Here is a 16,472-nt window from a genome sequence, read left to right on the forward strand (position 1 = left end):
TGTTCAACAAGAAGGAGAAGTAATAGTGGAAATTACTTACGAATTACCGCATTTAATTGTGTTTCGAAAGCTTTGATTAAGCCGTTCATTGCTTTATCAATAGCCTTATCATTTAATGTTTTATTCTCGTCTTGTAAGATGAAACTTACAGAGTACGATTTCAAACCTGCCGATAAGTGCTTACCTTCATACACATCAAATACGTTGATGTTTTTCAGTAATTTACGCTCAGTTTTTTGTGCAATTTCTTTAATTGAAGCAAAAGTCGCTTTTTTGTCTAATACTAAAGAAAGGTCTCTACGTACTTCAGGGAATTTTGGAATTTCCTTGAATTTGTAGTCAGCACTATACATTTTCACTAATGCAGACCAATCGATATCAGCATAGAAAACTTCTTGTTTTACTCCAGTAAGTTTTGCAGCTTTTGGATTAACCAAACCAACTGTAGCGATTACTTGTTTACGAGCTGTATATTGCAAGCCGTATGCCACAGTGTCATTGTTGATGTATTCAACAGAAACACCTTGGATGTTTAAACGGTCAAAAATCTTCTCCACCAAAGATGAAACTGTATGGAAATCAGATGCTGTAGCTTTTCTGATCCAAGATTCATCTGTAGAAGTACCAGAAACAAAAATTGATAAATGTTCTCTCTCTTCGTAACCACTTTCTTCTTTGTGGTATGTTTTACCGAATTCAAAAACACGTACATTCTTTTGTTGACGTCTGATGTTATGATTAATTACTTCTAGACCACTGAACATCATTGACTGACGCATCACATCTAAGTCTGCACTTAAGATATTTAAGATTTTCACATCTTTATCAGCGTCTAAATCACCAAGTTCAGTAGAGTACTTGCTTGTTGTTAAAGAGTTGGTCATGATTTCATGGCAACCTGAACCAGCAAGCATTTCAGTCACTTTTCTCTGAAGAATTTGCTTATCTTTCTTAGGGAATGAAGCTAAGAAATCTGCAGAAAGTGATTCACTTAATTCAACACTGTTGAAACCATAAATTCTTAAGATTTCTTCAATAATATCTGCTTCTCTTTGTACGTCTACTCTATATGGAGGAACTGAAACTTTAATAGTTTCTTCTGTTCTTTCTAAAATAGAAATATCTAAACCTTCAAGGATTGAAATTACTCTTTCTTGTGGAATTGCTTGTCCAATAAGACGATCAACGTTTTTGAATTTGACATCAATAACGAAGTTCTCAATAGCTTTAGGATAAACATCTACAATCTCAGATGAAATTTCACCACCTGCTAACTCCTTGATCAATGCTGCAGCATATTTTAATGCAGTAATCGTCATGTTAGGATCACAACCTCTTTCAAAACGGAATGAAGCATCAGTTTTGATTGAATGTTGCTGTGATGTTTTTCTAATTACATCTGGGTGGAAGTAAGCTGATTCTAAGAATACACTTGTAGTAGCATCATTTACACCAGATTCGATACCGCCGAATACACCAGCAATACACATGTTTTCTGATGCATTAGCAATCATCAAGTCATTTCCTTTTAATTTTCTTTTCTCCTCATCTAAAGTGATAAATTCTTCACCTTCAGTAGCAAATTTCACATTGATCTCGTTACCTACTTTAGCTAAATCGAAAGCATGTAAAGGCTGACCTAATTCATGTAAAACAAAGTTGGTAATATCCACAACATTATTAATTGGAGCTAAACCAATTGAAGTTAATCGTTGCTTCAACCACTTTGGAGATTCTTTTACAGTAATACCAGAAATAGTAATACCTGAATATCTTGGACAAGCGTCAGTATCTTGAACATTCACCTTTACAGGTGCATTGTTGTTATCTACTGCAAACTTGTTGAAAATTTCTTCTTGAGAAACGCTTTTAATTGGACGATCTAACAATACTTTCAAATCACGAGCTGCACCATAGTGAGATGATCCATCTACACGGTTAGGAGTAAGTCCGATCTCTAAAACGTTATCGTTTTCTAGGTTGAAATACTTTGCAGCGGGAGTACCATTTGGAAGATCTGTATCTAATACCATGATACCATCATGAGATGTACCAAGACCAATTTCGTCTTCAGCACAGATCATACCCATAGATACTTCACCTCTGATCTTACCTTTTTTAATTTTGAAGCTTTCTGTTGGTGATGGGAATAATTCAGCACCTACAGTGGCTACAATTACTTTTTGACCAGCAGCTACGTTAGGAGCACCACATACAATTTGTACAGGCTCTTCACCACCTAGATCAACTTTTGTTACCTTTAATTTATCAGCGTTTGAATGTTGCTCACATTCTAATACTTCACCAACAACCAATCCCTTTAGTCCGCCTTTTACTTCTTCTACTTCTTCAAGACCTTCTACTTCAAGGCCGGACATTGTTAATAGTTCATCAATTTCTTGAGGAGTTTTATCCTCTATATCCACAAGGCTACCTAGCCAATTTAAGGAGATTTTCATATATCGCTATTTTTGCCCACCGTGATAAAATCACAGTTATTTTTATTCTTTTTTACTTATCTAAAATGTTGAAAAATGAAAAGACACTTTTCAACGGCAAAAATAATAGGTTATTGCTAGAATCTGCAATAACCTATGCTTTGTTTAGTATTTATCTTAGAGTTGACCTCCTAATTTTTTAATTTCTTCGTTTTTTAACTCAATTTCACGTTCTAATTCTTCGATTCTTTGAGCTTTTTGATCTGAATTTTCTTTGAGCTCTTTGATTTGCTCTTTATAAGTCGATTCAGAGGTCCTCATTTTATCAAAAGCTTTCTTTAAGACTGCTTCGTTATGTTGCATCTTTACGTTGGTAGCTTCTAATTCTTTTTGCTTTCTGTGCATCTCCTCTTGAGTTGCTTGTAGCTCTTCAACATTTTGCCTCATCTCTTCTTCCTGAGCTCTCATTTGCTCTGCTTGAATTTGAGAATCTTCTAATAAGGACTTCATTCGGTCTGAGTTTCTTGTGGCTGCAATTGAAGAAGCAATTGTTTCCCCAAGTTTAATAACAAACTCTCTCTGATAGTCTGGCATTTCGTTTAGAGAAGCCAATTCGATAATGCCATAAACTTCTTCATTCATCATCATAGGAGCGATAAATAAATTGGTTGGCCTGGCCTTACCTAATCCACTTGTGATATTGATGTATTGCTCAGGAATTTCTTTCAAATACATTGGTTTTTTTTCAATAAAAACCTGACCTACTAACCCTTCTCGAGGTTTTACTGTCTTGTTGATGTATTTCTTTCGTTCATAAGCATAGGCAGAGATTAACTGAAGTTCTTTTCTTTCCTCAATGTTTTCATTGATCACAAATAAACCTCCTTGGGTTACCTTTAAATAGCGGACCAAACTGTTGATAATCTTATCACAAAGTTCTTCTAAATTACTCTGTGATGTTCTTAAAATATCAACGAAAGTGGTTAATCCATTTGAAACCCATTCTCTTTCTTTTTCTATGACTTTAAGTCGTTCTCTTTGAACCTTAACCTTATCAATAGCTTCTAGGAGAGGAGAGTTTTCAAGCTTTTCTAAAGAAGAAAGATCTTCTTCATTGAGTAAAGCATTTGTATAATTTAATGCCTCATTCAACTGATTATTGAGTTGCTTGTTCTCTTCTTTCAATTTTGCGTATTGATCAAGCCATAATATTTTAATGCCTATCTGTTTATTCATTATTGAGGTCAATTATTTCTTCCTAAGAATAAAAAATAACTCATTTCCTTGCCTAGGTGGTATACTATTATAGCAATCTTCCATTTGCTCAATGGTAAAATATTTACTGAATAATGGTTGGTATTCTTCTACAGAACCTCCAAAAGGAGGGCCATCCTGAGTTAAAGGAAATTTGAATAACAACCCAGCAAGTTTTCCTTGGCTATTTAAGAAACGATGCATTTCTTCAACATATTGTACTCTTAAATTAGGATTTAGAGCACAGAAAAAAGTTTGTTCAATGATTAGATCAAATTTTGTGCTAATAGAAGCATCAAAGAAGTTTTCACAGAACAAATGTTCTTTAGGGAAATCAGGGACTCTATCTAAAAAGCTATTAATAGGTTCTTCAGTAATATCAATGGCATAGACATTCTTGAAACCTTGATTCCATAGATATTCTAATTCATATCCATTTCCAACACCTGGTATTAAAATGTTGATAGATTTGTCTGTCAATTGATCTATATATTCTTTGATGGGTGTACTGGGGTAGCCAATATCCCAACCTGTATCATTGTCCTTGTAATGCTTTTTCCAATAATTCTTATTCAGTTCCATAATTTATAAAAATAAAAAACCTCTATACATATCTAAATATATATAGAGGTTAATGTAATGTCTTAATAGATTATTTAGCGATGGCTTTGATTACTTCATCATCTAAAGGTTTAATGTTGCTGTTGAAGAAATCTTTCAACTCACCTTTATCATTGATGTAATATTTACAGAAATTCCAGCTTGGAGCTTCATCATTCCATCCATTTTCACTCGGGTCAGATAACCATCTGTACAATGGAGATTGGTCATCGCCTTTTTTGACGTTCACTTTTTCCATCATTGTGAAAGTTACTCCGTAGTTTAATTTACAGAATTCAGCGATTTCTTTGTTGCCACCTGGCTCTTGGCCACCAAATTGGTTACATGGAAAACCTAAGACAACTAAATCGTCTTTATATTTTTCATGTAATTCTTGTAGTGCTTCGTATTGAGGAGTGTAACCACATTTAGATGCTGTGTTTACAATCAATATTTTTTTTCCTTTTAGTGTTTGAAAATCTAGTACTTCCCCGCTTAATGTTTTCATTTTGAAAGAATAAAAAGCAGATTCACGCTTTCTGAATTCATCATCATAAGTCGTTTCAGGACTTGTTTTGTGAACTTTGGTGCAAGCAAGTAATGCAATTGAGCTTATTATAGAGAATATGGTAATAAATTTTTTCATATCCGGTCAGTTTAATTAATCGTAGTTGAAATAAAGTAAGTGAACAGTAAATGTTAATAAGTTCTAATTTAAGAGAAAAATATAACTAATCAAAGATTTTTAAATTAAAAGCCACTTTTCTGCTTCAAGTATATCATCAAAATAGTTCAATTGGAAGGCTGTTTCGTCTTTTACGTTATCTAATGCTTCTTCAAAAGAAATTTGAGAGAATAAATCACTAGAAACGGCCCATCCCATTTTTCTTAGTTCTATCTTCTTGTGTATCTGTACGTTTCGTTCGTTGATCCACTCTTGTGTATCAGGTTTTATTTTGTAGTATGCTCGGATTGCATCTACTAAAATTAATTGAGGTGAAGTTTCTTCAATAATCTCAAAATATTTGTTCAATTCTTCTCTATAAAGTTTCTCTGATAGATTTATTGGAGTATTCCAAGAAGATTTTATAATATTATGGGTTTCATTATAGCTGATTTCTTGAAAATCACTTTTATATAACTGTTTATATTCCATAGTGGCTATATGTTTAACGTGTGATTTCTGTTATTGCAAAAAAAGTACCTTTTACTACTTCAGACATTTTTTGAAAGTTTAAAGTTTCCGGTAAGTCTGATTTTAAATGATAATGAGGGTTTCTAAAATAAGAGGTGTCTGTCACCATTAGTGCATTTTGCTTAAAATTCCAGTAGTTTCTATGATCTGAATTGGCTAACCCTCTAATTGATGAAGGAGCATTAATAGAATACGTTGGAACTTTTGAGGTGAGTTGTAGTCCTCTCTTGAACTTCTTAACGGTATTATGGTTATCTAAATTGCCGACTAATGCTATAAAATTGGCTTCTTTTGGATATAACATGTTTAAAGATGAAATCGGATAGCTTTGTGAATTTTTGCTATCATCAAAATATCCAATCATTTCAAGACATACCATTAACAACATATCAATGTTATCCTTATAATTTTTTTGAGCATGGATATAACTACCCATTCCTTTGGTGGTAAAGAATGGTCGCTCCTCATTGGCATAAGCAACCAGTTCAACACAAAAGTCAATGTTCGGATTATGTAGCTGTAATAATCGAGCAATCTCCAGTACCCCGGCAATGCCACTTGCATTGTCATCTGCTCCATGTTGGTCTCCAAAAGTGTCGTAATGTGCACCTACAACTACTCTTGGTAGGTTAGGATCACCATAAAACGCTATTAAATTGATGTATTTATCACCGGCGGCTTCAAATTCTTGAAGCTTCACTTCATAACCATATTCTTCAAATGTGGTATGTATATAATCTGTAGCTTCTTTTTGAGCTCCCTTGTTTTTGTAATTACGATACTCACTTGTTGAACATAAAGCTTCAACATGTTTTCTTAATAAGGTGTGATCTGGTGTAATTGTATTGGCTAACTCTTGATTGAATTTGGTATTAAAAGTGGGCATATATACCGTATATATACCAATTGATATTACAAGAAGAAATAGAATTAATAAAGATATTAAGAATGTTACTAGCATAGGTGTTTTATAAGTTAAGGGCTTAATCTGATTCTAACATATCAGACAATACCCCAAAGTCCATCAATTTTCTGTTGGTTAAAGAGAAAACCTTGCTGATTGTCTTTGGTGAATTAGCTTTTGCATGAGTAATTAGTTTCCCATTTTTATCGGTTTTCATTATTTCTAAAATAGCACCTTTTTGATAAAGTGGTATTTCCTGAGTACTAGTTTCTTGAATTATCATCCAAAAACCTTTTTTAAATCCATTATTTCTAAATTTTTTATCATTGGTCAAGTTAACCTTAGTAGCAACGGTATTGTTTTGAAAAATATAGTTAAAAGGTTTATCAAGTTTTTTGTCTTTTTTGAAGTGGTAGGAGGTGCTATCGTTTTGTATTTGATTGAAGTACGAAAAAGGTCCACATATAGCAAAAGGTTCTTCCTGAACTGTACAAAAAGTAATGATATTCTCTAAGTCTAAATCAAAAACCATTACTTCACTATCACTTTCCTTTTGTGACAATCCGAAATAGTTTCCTTGAATAGGAGTGTACAAATAGAAAGTTTTAATCTCTCCATTTTTGGTTTGCATAATTTCATATGCGTTATCAAAAGTATATTCCTGTTTGAAATTCTCCTTATCGGATTGTTGCTCTAAATATTCAGCAAATGAACTGATGAAATTAGGTGTTTGTGCAAATAGTTTAGAGGTAATAAGTAAACAGAAAATGATAATATTTAGATACTGACTTTTATTCATAAAAAAATGCTGTCTTATTTTTGTACTATATTCAAAAATAAGACAGCATTTCTTAAAAACTAAATATTCTCAATTAACGAGCATGTGATGTGCCGATATATTGGTTGACAAGTTTTTCTAAGGTAGATAATGGAAGTGGGCCATTACCTAATACTACTTCATGGAATTGTCTTATGTCAAAAGCATCTCCCATTTCCAATTGTGCTTTATCTCTTAATTCTTGGATTTTCATCATTCCTACCTTGTAAGCTGTAGCCTGTCCTGGCATAACAATATGGCGGTCGACCATTTTCTCACATTGGCCATATGCCGATGGCGTGTTGGTGGTATAATACTCAATAGCTTCTTCTCGGGTCCATCTTTTAGCATGAATACCGGTATCCACAACTAGACGACAAGCTCTCCAAAGTTCCATTGCTAAACGCCCAAAATTTGAATAAGGATCTTTATAGAATCCCATTTCTTTTGGAATCCACTCAGAATAAAGTCCCCATCCTTCGATGTAAGCTGTATAGTTTCCAGCTTTTCTGAATTCTGGAAGACTACTTAACTCTTGTGTTAATGCCAATTGCATATGGTGGCCAGGTATGCCTTCATGGAAAGCTAAGGCCTCCATTTCATAGATAGGCATTTGTTTAGTATCGTATAGATTTGCGTAATAGTATCCTGGTCTAGAACCATCTTTGGCTGGTTCATTATAAAATGCTTTACCAGCTGTTTTTTCTCTAAACTCTTCCACTCTTTTTACTTGAATAGGAGCTTTGGGTTTGGTGATAAATAATTCATCCAAACGATTTCTCATAGCATCTATGATAGAAGTGGCTTCTGCTAAATATTTTTCTTTTCCTTCGTTGGTATTGTCATAGTAAAACTGTGGAGAAGTTTTCATGAACTTAAAGAAGTCTTGAAGCGTTCCCTCAAAGCCAACTTCTGTTTTAATGGATTTCATCTCTTGATGAATACGTTCTACTTCAGATAATCCAATCAAATGAATTTCTTCAGCGGTTAAAGCTGTTGAAGTGATATTTTTAAGACAATAAGCATAAAATTCATCACCATCTTTTACTTTCCATACTCCAGCATCTTGATTAGCACCCTTTTGTTGTTTTTCAAGCTCATGAATCAGCTTTTTATAAGTAGGACCAAAATAATAGACCATTGCATGATCGAATTGATCAATTAATAATTGTCTTTCTGCATCTGGCAATTCCAGCGTTTGAACTTTAGTAACAAAATCTTCTTTTAATGGATGATTCTTTGTACTCTTTGTTAAAGGGTTACCCAAAATTAGATTTTGGCAATCACTAAGAACTTTTGCATATAAATACTTCGGAAGAGTGTATCCATGTTCTCTTGCAGTATTTGATAAGTCAAGTTGCTGTTGAATATAATCGGGTGTTTTCTTTACTCTTGAAATATAGTCTTCTGCATCTTTTTTAGTGGTGATACTATGAAAACCAATTAGAAATGATGGAATGTGGCTTTGTGCTCCATACATCTGATTAAAAGGGTACTGATAATTGTGGTAACGTTCACCTTCTAATGATAATTTAATTTCTTCTTGGAATAAAGAAAGGCTTAGTGCTCTATCACTAGATAATTTCATTTGCTCAAATCGGTGTGATTCTCGCAATGCTGTTTTTTTATCTTTAAATTCTTGATAAAACTTTTCTTGAGAATAGTCGTCCCATTCGTCTTTTAGACGTTTGTCCCCACGGAAAGTTAGAGATTCTGGACTTTGTTCTAAATTGGCAAGGAATACACTATCAAAAAATACATCCACTTTGATATTATCATTCTCAGTTAGATGTGTCTCTTTAGTATTTTGACAAGAAGTTAACCACCCAAAAAAAAGTAATACAGCTAGTCGAGTCGTATAGAAGTTGGTCATTTGATACAGTATAAAAAATTTAAATTTGAAATGGCAAGTTGGTATTTTTCTAATTGGTTTCCAATCAATTTGTTAAATAGCCGGCGTGAACATAAGAATAATGTCAATTTTGTTTTTTTTTGTGTTGTAAATGAGTGATTTAAGCTGTATTTATTGATGTGGTAGCACTTTCCTCTAATCATACAATTCACTTATACCTTCCATTACTAATGCTTATTTCTAAACAATCAAATGAAATATTTCTATTAAGTATAACCTGAATGATTACATACCTTTGATGAGTAATCCGGTTTATTTCATTCAATAAAAAAAGATCTGTCTTTTGATGGAGAAAAATATTGAAATTTCGATGGAATAGTCTCTTTATTTAGTATTTAGTCCATTAAATTTTACTTTGAAATATGTGGCTTATCTTAATTACTAAAGTAAGTAGAGTTATGTAGAATTTAGACTATCGACTCCTCATTGCCATCAACCGAGCACGATAAACCTTGTTGTCTAGTATATAAAAATAGGTGTAATAAGAAATGAGAAAAGAATTGAAAGATAAGGGATCATAACATCAATAAATTTACATCATCATTGTATTCGTATAAAACAAACATCAATTGATTAAAAGTATGAAGACTATTAAATTCTTATGTTTTGTGTTTATTACTTTGATTATTGCGGGGTGCAGTAATACAAAAAGTATTAAAGAGCAAAACGATGTAGTGAACACTTCACCTAAAGCAATTAAGTTTAGAGAACTATTAGAAAACTCACCTTCAGTAATAGAAGATAAGGAAGGGAAAATCATTGATGCTAAAAACTATACAATACAAAGAACTTGGGAAGGCAATGTTTGTAAGACTGTATTAAAGAATACAGGTAATGAAAATATCTTTCCCAAAGAGGTAATTCTTTTTTCATTAAATAAACATGGTATTAATCCTAATTCACCTGTTTATGGGGAGGGGTTTCAGATGTTACATCAAAACGGAGGAACGTTAGGACAGCATAAAAATATTGGATCAAACGCTGATAAATCACACTATAAATTGAAGGAGCTTAGAAACCTACCTACTGTTTATGGATTGTTGAATATCAATGTGGATGAAGAAGAAAACTTTATGTTGGGTTTTACTTCATGTAAAAAATTTATTGGACGTATTGCTTATAATCATGAGCAAATGCATGTGGCGATCGATGCAGAAGGTTTGAAGTTAGCACCAGGAGAAAGTTGGACACTTGAAGACTTTATTTTTATAGACGGTGAAAATCAAGGTGATTTATACGATCAGATGTCTGATGAGATTGTGAAAAATCACCCAGCTATGAAAAGTGAGACAATGCCCATTGGGTGGTGTTCATGGTATTGTTACAAAGAAGATATCACAGATGAAATCATGATGAAAAACCTAGATATCTTCGCGAAGAAAGTTCCTGAAATGGAATACATTCAGCTGGATGATGGTTACCAACCGTATATGGGAGATTGGTTAGATCCGAACCCTGCATATGGCGACGTTCGAAAAACTATTGATGGCATCGCGGCAAAGGGTTTTAAACCAGCTATTTGGGTGGCTCCATTTATTGCTCAAAAGGAATCTAGAGTGTTTAAAGAACATCCAGATTGGTTTGTAAAAGGAAAAGATGGGAAGCCTCTAAATTCTAAAACAGTAACGTTTGGTGGTTGGAGAGAAGGCCCATGGTATTGTTTGGATGGAACACACCCAGAGGTTCAAAAACACTTTACTCATATCTTTAAGACAATGCGTGAAGAATGGGGTGTAAATTATTTTAAGTTGGATGCGAATTATTGGGGAGCGATACAAGAGGGAGTTTTCTATGTTAAATCAGCTACACGAATTGAGGCTTATAGAAGAGGTATGGAAGCCATCTTAAAAGGTTGTGATGAGAACTCTGTAGTGTTAGGTTGTAATGCTCCAATTTGGCCCTCATTTGGTTTGGTTTCGGCACAACGAACGAGTGCAGATATCAACAGGAAGTGGGCAAACTTTAGAAAATTAGCTATTCAAAACCTAAGTCGTTGTTGGCAAAACGAAAAAATATGGGATGCAGACCCTGACTGTATTGTTCAGGTGGCAGATAGTCCTTTTAAAAGTGCTAAACCAACAGAAATAACAAAAGAGGAGTGGTTTTTCCATCTTACCTCTATCCATGCCGTAGGTGGTTTTGCGTTGAGCAGTGATAAAGCTGAATTAATGACAGATGAAGATTTTAGAATTCTAAAAAAACTATTTAAACCTACAGGTAAGGGAGCAAAATTTAAGAATACAAAATTGGAAGTAGGAGTCACTGACTTAGGTGATACACAATACTATTATGTATTCAATTGGACAGAAGAACCCATTGATATTGATGTAGATATTATAAAGAAAGGAAATTTGAAAGATTTCTGGACTGAAGAAGAAATAGGAACTGTAGAGGGAAAGTATTCAGTAAAACAATTGAAGCCTCATGCAGCAAAATTATTAGTAGCAACAAATGCTAAAAAAGCTATTTAATTTATAAAAACTAGGTACTAGTAATTTGTCAGTCAATTAATGTATGACTACTAGAATTAAACATTTTATACAAAAGTAATCTTATTAAATGATGAAAAGCTCAAAGATATTCTTTGGGCTTTTTATTTTCCTTCAACTTTTAACTTCTTCATTTATTTATTAAAAGGTAATTTGGTACTTTTATAAGTTGTTTTCAGTCAATAAATTTAAATACTGATTTGATTGTAAGGATTAAACAGCTTTATCTTCCAATTGTCTACTAAGTGATTGGTTGAACATAGCAAAAACCTAATTCTTTTTCCTAAATTTGCTCGTCATGATGAAAGTAGGGATTTTTTTTGGAGGTATTTCGCGAGAACGTGAAATCTCCTTTGCAGGTGGTAGAACAGTGTATGATAACCTAGATAAGCACTTGTTTGAGCCCGTACCAATATTTGTAGATAGTTTAGGCAACTTCATTCATTTGAAGTGGTCATATGTATATAAAGGAACAGTAAGAGATTTTTATCCCCCAGTACAAAGTATTCCTGAAGAATTATCAGGTTTCCAGATGTATGTAGAATCTCTTGGTAAACTTACAGAAAGTGAGGCTTCTGAAATGGCCTCAAAAGTGGGTCGAAAAGTGAATCCAAGTGACTTTTCTGATTTATTTGACTTTGCCTTTTTAGCACTTCATGGTCCATTTGGTGAAGATGGAAACTTACAAGGTTTATTGGAGTGGTATGGTATTCCTTATTCAGGAGCAGGGGTTCTTTCTTCTGCGATCGGTATTGATAAAATTACTCAGAAGAAATTATTTAAAGACTTAGGTTTAACCACTCCAGATTATGAAGTGATTGAGACTAAGGATTTAGAAGACGATATTATTGAAACTACTTACAAAAACTTAAAAGCCTCTTTAGGTATGCCTTTAGTGGTGAAAGCACCTCGTCAGGGGTCTTCATTAGGTGTAAGTATTGTAAAAGAAGATAATCTTGAGGCATTTAAGCATGCTGCAAAAAAATCATTATTTATTGAGGAAGTAAGCCAATCAGATTGGGTGTCACTTTCTGATGATGATAAGATGCGTTTTGTACATGATTTTGTAGATGTGAGATTAGGTATTGGACTTCCTGTTTATGTAAATGGACAAGAAGATCATATCATCTATAATCCAAAAGAACTATACGATCACCTATCATCATCTTTTGATAAAGAAGGTTTAGAGTCTGTAAGTTATCAGTCATTAGACGCGGAAGAGCGTTTACTTATCGAACAACATGTAAAAGGTAGAGAGTTTTCATGTATCGTTGTTGAAGACGAAGATGGAACTCCACTAGCATTGCCGCCTACGGAAATTGTTAGAGGTAATGAAGGTGTATTTGATTATCGTTCTAAGTACCTTCCTGGAATGAGTAGAAAGGTGACACCTATTGATCTGCCATTAGAAAAAGTACGCGAAATTCAATCAGATTGTGAGGATTTATATAAGAAATTACAGTTTGATGTATATGCTCGTATCGATGGTTTTGTGACAGAAGACGGGACAGTTTATCTAAATGACCCGAATACTACTTCTGGAATGATGCCTTCTTCATTCTTTTTCCATCAGGCCGCCGAAATAGGATTGAACCCTTCTCAGTTCTTAACTTTCATCATAAGAACATCTTTGGCTTGTCGTATCAGATCAGGAAAAAATACAGTTGTTACAAAGCCACTATTAAAAACACTAGATCAACAAATATCTCATTCTAATTCACTTCAACAGGAGTCTCTGAAAGTTGGTGTTATTATGGGAGGTTATTCTTCAGAACGCCATATTTCTGTTGAATCTGGTCGTAATATCTATGAAAAATTAGCATCATCACATAAGTATGAAGCTATTCCTATATTTCTTACTGGTGATCATGACAACCACGAGTTGTATGAATTGCCAGTTAATATCATGTTGAAGGACAATGCTGATGATATTAAATTAAAAGTAAATCAAGCATTAGCAGGTGAGAAGAATGCTATTCTAACGGAAGCTATTGAAAATGCGAAGCCTATTACAAATAAGTATGCCGCAGGAGCTTGTTTTGATCCTAAACCTTTAAATTATGATACGCTAAAAGAGCGTGTAGATGCAGTATTTATTGCGTTACATGGTCGACCTGGCGAAGATGGTGCGGTACAGAAACATCTTAATGAAAAGCATATTCCATATAATGGTTCTGATGTTGATAGTTCAGAAATTACAATTGATAAATATGTAACAACAGAGATTCTAGGTAAGAAAGATATTTTTGTTGCTGAACATATGTTGTTAGAAAAATCTATCTGGCAAGAAGATGCAAAAGCAGCCATAGATCAGGTAGAAAGTCGTTTTAAATTTCCTCTTATTGCAAAACCTGCCGATGACGGATGTTCTTCTGCAGTAATGATGATTAAGAAGAGAGAACAGTTGGAAAACTTTGCTCTAGCGATGTTTAGATCTGAAGAAGAGGTAAGTGAAGAACTTCGCCTTAAATTGGATTTAGATAAAAATGAAGAATTTCCAAGTAAACAACGCATCCTGATTGAAGAATTGATTAGTGCAAAAGATGCAGATCATTTCCTTGAGATTACAGGAGGTATGTTAACAAAGTGGCATGAAGATGGCACTCGTTCATATGAAGTTTTCGAACCATCAGAAGCATTAGCTAGTGGAGAAATCTTATCTCTTGAAGAAAAGTTTTTGGCAGGGGAAGGTCAAAATATAACACCTCCTCGTTTCTCTACGAATCCAGAAGAACAAAAATGGGTTTCTGATGCAGTAAGAAAGGATTTAGAAAAAGTAGCTAAAACATTAAATGTACAAGGGTATTGTAGAATTGATGCTTTTGTGAGAATTTGGAAAGAAGAGAAAAAGGTAGAAACTATTGTAATTGAAGTGAATTCACTTCCAGGTATGACACCTGCTACTTGTATTTTCCATCAGGCAGCAATTAATGGATATAAGCCTTTTGATTTTATTGATAGTATCTTAGATTACGGAATTAAACGAACTGAAGCTAATCTTAGCAAATAATAATGGATAAAGACAAGATTAAAAAAATCGTTTTTGGAGACTCTCCTTTATCACTTTTAATAAACTTAGTTTTAATAGCTGTTGCTTTTGTTGTTATACTATTTTTATTCTTTCAGGTGTACTTACCTTCTTCAACAAAGCATGCAGAGACGGTTACTGTACCTAAAGTAGATAGTATGTCATTAGTAGATGCTACAAAGCGTTTAGAGGCAGCAGGTTTACGAGTGGCTGTTTTTGATTCTGCTCCTGTGAATTATGATGCAGGATTACCTTACTTAACAGTTTTAGCCGCTACACCTAAGGCAGGTGAAAAGGTGAAGGATAATCGTAAAATCTATCTTACTGTTAATCCTGCTCAACCAGAAGCAATTACTTTAGATGACCTTTTAACTTCTTCGTTGAAAAATGCAGCTGAGGTGTTAAAGACGAAAGGAATTACTCCTGGTAAAGTAACTCGAGTGCCGGATCGTTATGAAGGTATTCTTGAGGTGCGATACAGAGGAACAATGATCCAGAAGTATGATAAAAAGAGAGGTAAGAAAATTCTTACCAAAAATAAAGTACATAGAGGAGGAAAAGTTGACATTGTTGTTGGTGATGGTCTTGGTAAACAAGATACTGAAGTTCCTAATTTAGTAGGAATGTCAGAAGGTGATGCTGAGTTTGCTCTATTTGGTCAAGGCTTAGGAAAAGGTAGAGTACAATATATCCCATATGATACTATTCCAGGTGTTGTAGTGAAACAATACCCTTCAGCAGAGAAAGATGAAGAAGGTAAATATCCTAGAATTAGATTTGGTCGAACGATAGATCTTTGGGTGTCTGAATTTACAGGCAAACAATAAACTATCATGTATATAGAAACAAAAAAGGGAGGCATCTACGCTTCCCTTTTTTTATTTTCTTGTTATATCTTACATATCAAAAATGATTTGAGTATCATGTAACTCAAGTTTGAGTTTCTTAATATCACTTTTACTGATTGGGTTACCAGATAAAACCAAAACATCCAACCCTTTTAATTGACTGATATCTTTAGGTAGCTTTTTGAATTGATTTAATGATAAATCAAGCACTTTTAAAGATTTAAGATGCTGAATATTTTTAGGCAAACTGTGCAATCTATTCCCTCTCAAATTGAGATAGGCTAAATGTGATAATGTTGTAATCTGATCAGGTAGTGACTTAATATTGTTATGGCTCAAGTTCAAGTCGTACAAATATGTACAGTTTTGTATAGATGAAGGGATATGTCGTAATTCATTGTGACCTATATCTAGGGAGAGTAAATATGAATTATTCCCTGTAATATTTTCTAGCTCAGAAATGTTATTATGGCTCAGGTTTAATGCAATGAGGTGAGGATATTCATGATATTGTTGAGAAATACTTTCAACACCTTGATTTGACATGTCGATGTTGTATATCTCCTCATTGGGTGAATTTATATGGTCAATACGAACTGCTTCATTGCGCCCTAAAGTGTATGCAGCCTCGATCGCATCATAATATTCATTATCAATAGCAGCAATAAAATCTAAACAGAAATTAGGGTTATAGTATCCCATTTTTTTACCCAGTTGACTTTTAGCAAGCCCTCTATGATAATATGCTGATCCAAGATCATCTTGAATACTAACAGCCATAGTAAAACTGGAAATGGCCTCTAAATAATTTTCATTATTGAATTGTTCAACACCTCTTTCTAAAAATGACTGAGGATCATTATTTAAGGGGTGAAAGGCAAAGAGGGTAAGTATTATTGGGATAATTGCGACTTTTATGAAAATCTTCATAACAGTAAAAATTAGGTATAACAAGTAAGTACTTAATTAAACTGTTATCCCGAAAAA

General features: G+C 33.7%; 12 protein-coding genes. 3 read left to right on the forward strand and 9 right to left on the reverse strand.

The genetic code is table 11. From position 1 onward, the window contains the following. Positions 1-32 precede the first annotated feature (32 nt). From pheT to QL232_RS07500, 8 genes are all read right to left on the reverse strand, one after another. On the reverse strand, positions 33-2,459 hold the full coding sequence (gene pheT / locus QL232_RS07465; RefSeq protein WP_281613650.1) for a phenylalanine--tRNA ligase subunit beta: 2,427 nt from the start codon (positions 2,457-2,459) through the stop codon (positions 33-35). A 156-nt stretch (positions 2,460-2,615) separates the two neighbouring features. Further along, a complete protein-coding gene (locus QL232_RS07470) occupies positions 2,616-3,674 on the reverse strand; it encodes a GAF domain-containing protein (RefSeq protein WP_281613651.1) in 1,059 nt (352 codons plus the stop codon). Between the two features lie 12 nt (positions 3,675-3,686). Then, positions 3,687-4,274 carry a methyltransferase domain-containing protein gene (locus QL232_RS07475; RefSeq protein WP_281613652.1) on the reverse strand — a complete coding sequence of 196 codons (588 nt, stop codon included), beginning with the start codon at positions 4,272-4,274 and terminating at the stop codon, positions 3,687-3,689. A 70-nt stretch (positions 4,275-4,344) separates the two neighbouring features. Beyond that, positions 4,345-4,938 (reverse strand): glutathione peroxidase, encoded by a 594-nt coding sequence (locus tag QL232_RS07480; protein WP_168880853.1) that lies wholly within the window; start codon positions 4,936-4,938, stop codon positions 4,345-4,347. 99 nt (positions 4,939-5,037) lie between these two features. Continuing rightward, entirely contained in the window at positions 5,038-5,448 is a 411-nt protein-coding gene (locus QL232_RS07485) for a hypothetical protein (RefSeq protein ID WP_281613653.1), read from the reverse strand. A 13-nt stretch (positions 5,449-5,461) separates the two neighbouring features. After that, positions 5,462-6,448, reverse strand: a complete 987-nt coding sequence (locus tag QL232_RS07490) for a M28 family peptidase (protein WP_281613654.1) — start codon at positions 6,446-6,448, stop codon at positions 5,462-5,464. Between the two features lie 22 nt (positions 6,449-6,470). Beyond that, positions 6,471-7,190 carry a hypothetical protein gene (locus tag QL232_RS07495; protein WP_281613655.1) on the reverse strand — a complete coding sequence of 240 codons (720 nt, stop codon included), beginning with the start codon at positions 7,188-7,190 and terminating at the stop codon, positions 6,471-6,473. A gap of 73 nt (positions 7,191-7,263) precedes the next feature. Next, positions 7,264-9,081 (reverse strand): DUF885 domain-containing protein, encoded by a 1,818-nt coding sequence (locus QL232_RS07500; protein WP_281613656.1) that lies wholly within the window; start codon positions 9,079-9,081, stop codon positions 7,264-7,266. A gap of 620 nt (positions 9,082-9,701) precedes the next feature. Here QL232_RS07500 and QL232_RS07505 point away from each other — a divergent pair. The 3 genes from QL232_RS07505 (at position 9,702) to QL232_RS07515 (ending at position 15,464) form a co-directional block, all read left to right on the forward strand. Beyond that, complete coding sequence (locus tag QL232_RS07505; RefSeq protein ID WP_281613657.1) at positions 9,702-11,591, forward strand: glycoside hydrolase family 36 protein; 1,890 nt, start codon at positions 9,702-9,704, stop codon at positions 11,589-11,591. A gap of 316 nt (positions 11,592-11,907) precedes the next feature. Then, positions 11,908-14,619, forward strand: coding sequence for a D-alanine--D-alanine ligase (locus tag QL232_RS07510; RefSeq protein WP_348646725.1), 2,712 nt, complete (start codon positions 11,908-11,910; stop codon positions 14,617-14,619). A gap of 2 nt (positions 14,620-14,621) precedes the next feature. Then, positions 14,622-15,464 carry a PASTA domain-containing protein gene (locus QL232_RS07515; RefSeq protein WP_168880866.1) on the forward strand — a complete coding sequence of 281 codons (843 nt, stop codon included), beginning with the start codon at positions 14,622-14,624 and terminating at the stop codon, positions 15,462-15,464. Positions 15,465-15,533: 69 nt separating this feature from the next. Here the strand turns inward: QL232_RS07515 and QL232_RS07520 are convergent, their stop codons facing one another. Then, the gene (locus QL232_RS07520) at positions 15,534-16,415 is read right to left on the reverse strand and encodes a hypothetical protein (RefSeq protein WP_281613658.1); all 882 of its coding nucleotides are present in this window, start codon (positions 16,413-16,415) and stop codon (positions 15,534-15,536) included. Between the last annotated feature and the right edge of the window lie 57 nt (positions 16,416-16,472).

The organism is Flammeovirga sp. SubArs3, from assembly GCF_947387565.1.
GTDB classification, from domain to species: domain Bacteria; phylum Bacteroidota; class Bacteroidia; order Cytophagales; family Flammeovirgaceae; genus Flammeovirga; species Flammeovirga agarivorans.

Excerpts from the sequence above, each read along its gene's own strand:
- pheT (WP_281613650.1), bottom strand. The coding sequence starts at position 2,459 with ATGAAAATCTCCTTAAATTGGCTAGGTAGCCTTGTGGATATAGAGGAT.
- QL232_RS07470 (WP_281613651.1), bottom strand. The coding sequence starts at position 3,674 with ATGAATAAACAGATAGGCATTAAAATATTATGGCTTGATCAATACGCA.
- QL232_RS07475 (WP_281613652.1), bottom strand. The coding sequence starts at position 4,274 with ATGGAACTGAATAAGAATTATTGGAAAAAGCATTACAAGGACAATGAT.
- QL232_RS07480 (WP_168880853.1), bottom strand. The coding sequence starts at position 4,938 with ATGAAAAAATTTATTACCATATTCTCTATAATAAGCTCAATTGCATTA.
- QL232_RS07485 (WP_281613653.1), bottom strand. The coding sequence starts at position 5,448 with ATGGAATATAAACAGTTATATAAAAGTGATTTTCAAGAAATCAGCTAT.
- QL232_RS07490 (WP_281613654.1), bottom strand. The coding sequence starts at position 6,448 with ATGCTAGTAACATTCTTAATATCTTTATTAATTCTATTTCTTCTTGTA.
- QL232_RS07495 (WP_281613655.1), bottom strand. The coding sequence starts at position 7,190 with ATGAATAAAAGTCAGTATCTAAATATTATCATTTTCTGTTTACTTATT.
- QL232_RS07500 (WP_281613656.1), bottom strand. The coding sequence starts at position 9,081 with ATGACCAACTTCTATACGACTCGACTAGCTGTATTACTTTTTTTTGGG.
- QL232_RS07505 (WP_281613657.1), top strand. The coding sequence starts at position 9,702 with ATGAAGACTATTAAATTCTTATGTTTTGTGTTTATTACTTTGATTATT.
- QL232_RS07510 (WP_348646725.1), top strand. The coding sequence starts at position 11,908 with ATGATGAAAGTAGGGATTTTTTTTGGAGGTATTTCGCGAGAACGTGAA.
- QL232_RS07515 (WP_168880866.1), top strand. The coding sequence starts at position 14,622 with ATGGATAAAGACAAGATTAAAAAAATCGTTTTTGGAGACTCTCCTTTA.
- QL232_RS07520 (WP_281613658.1), bottom strand. The coding sequence starts at position 16,415 with ATGAAGATTTTCATAAAAGTCGCAATTATCCCAATAATACTTACCCTC.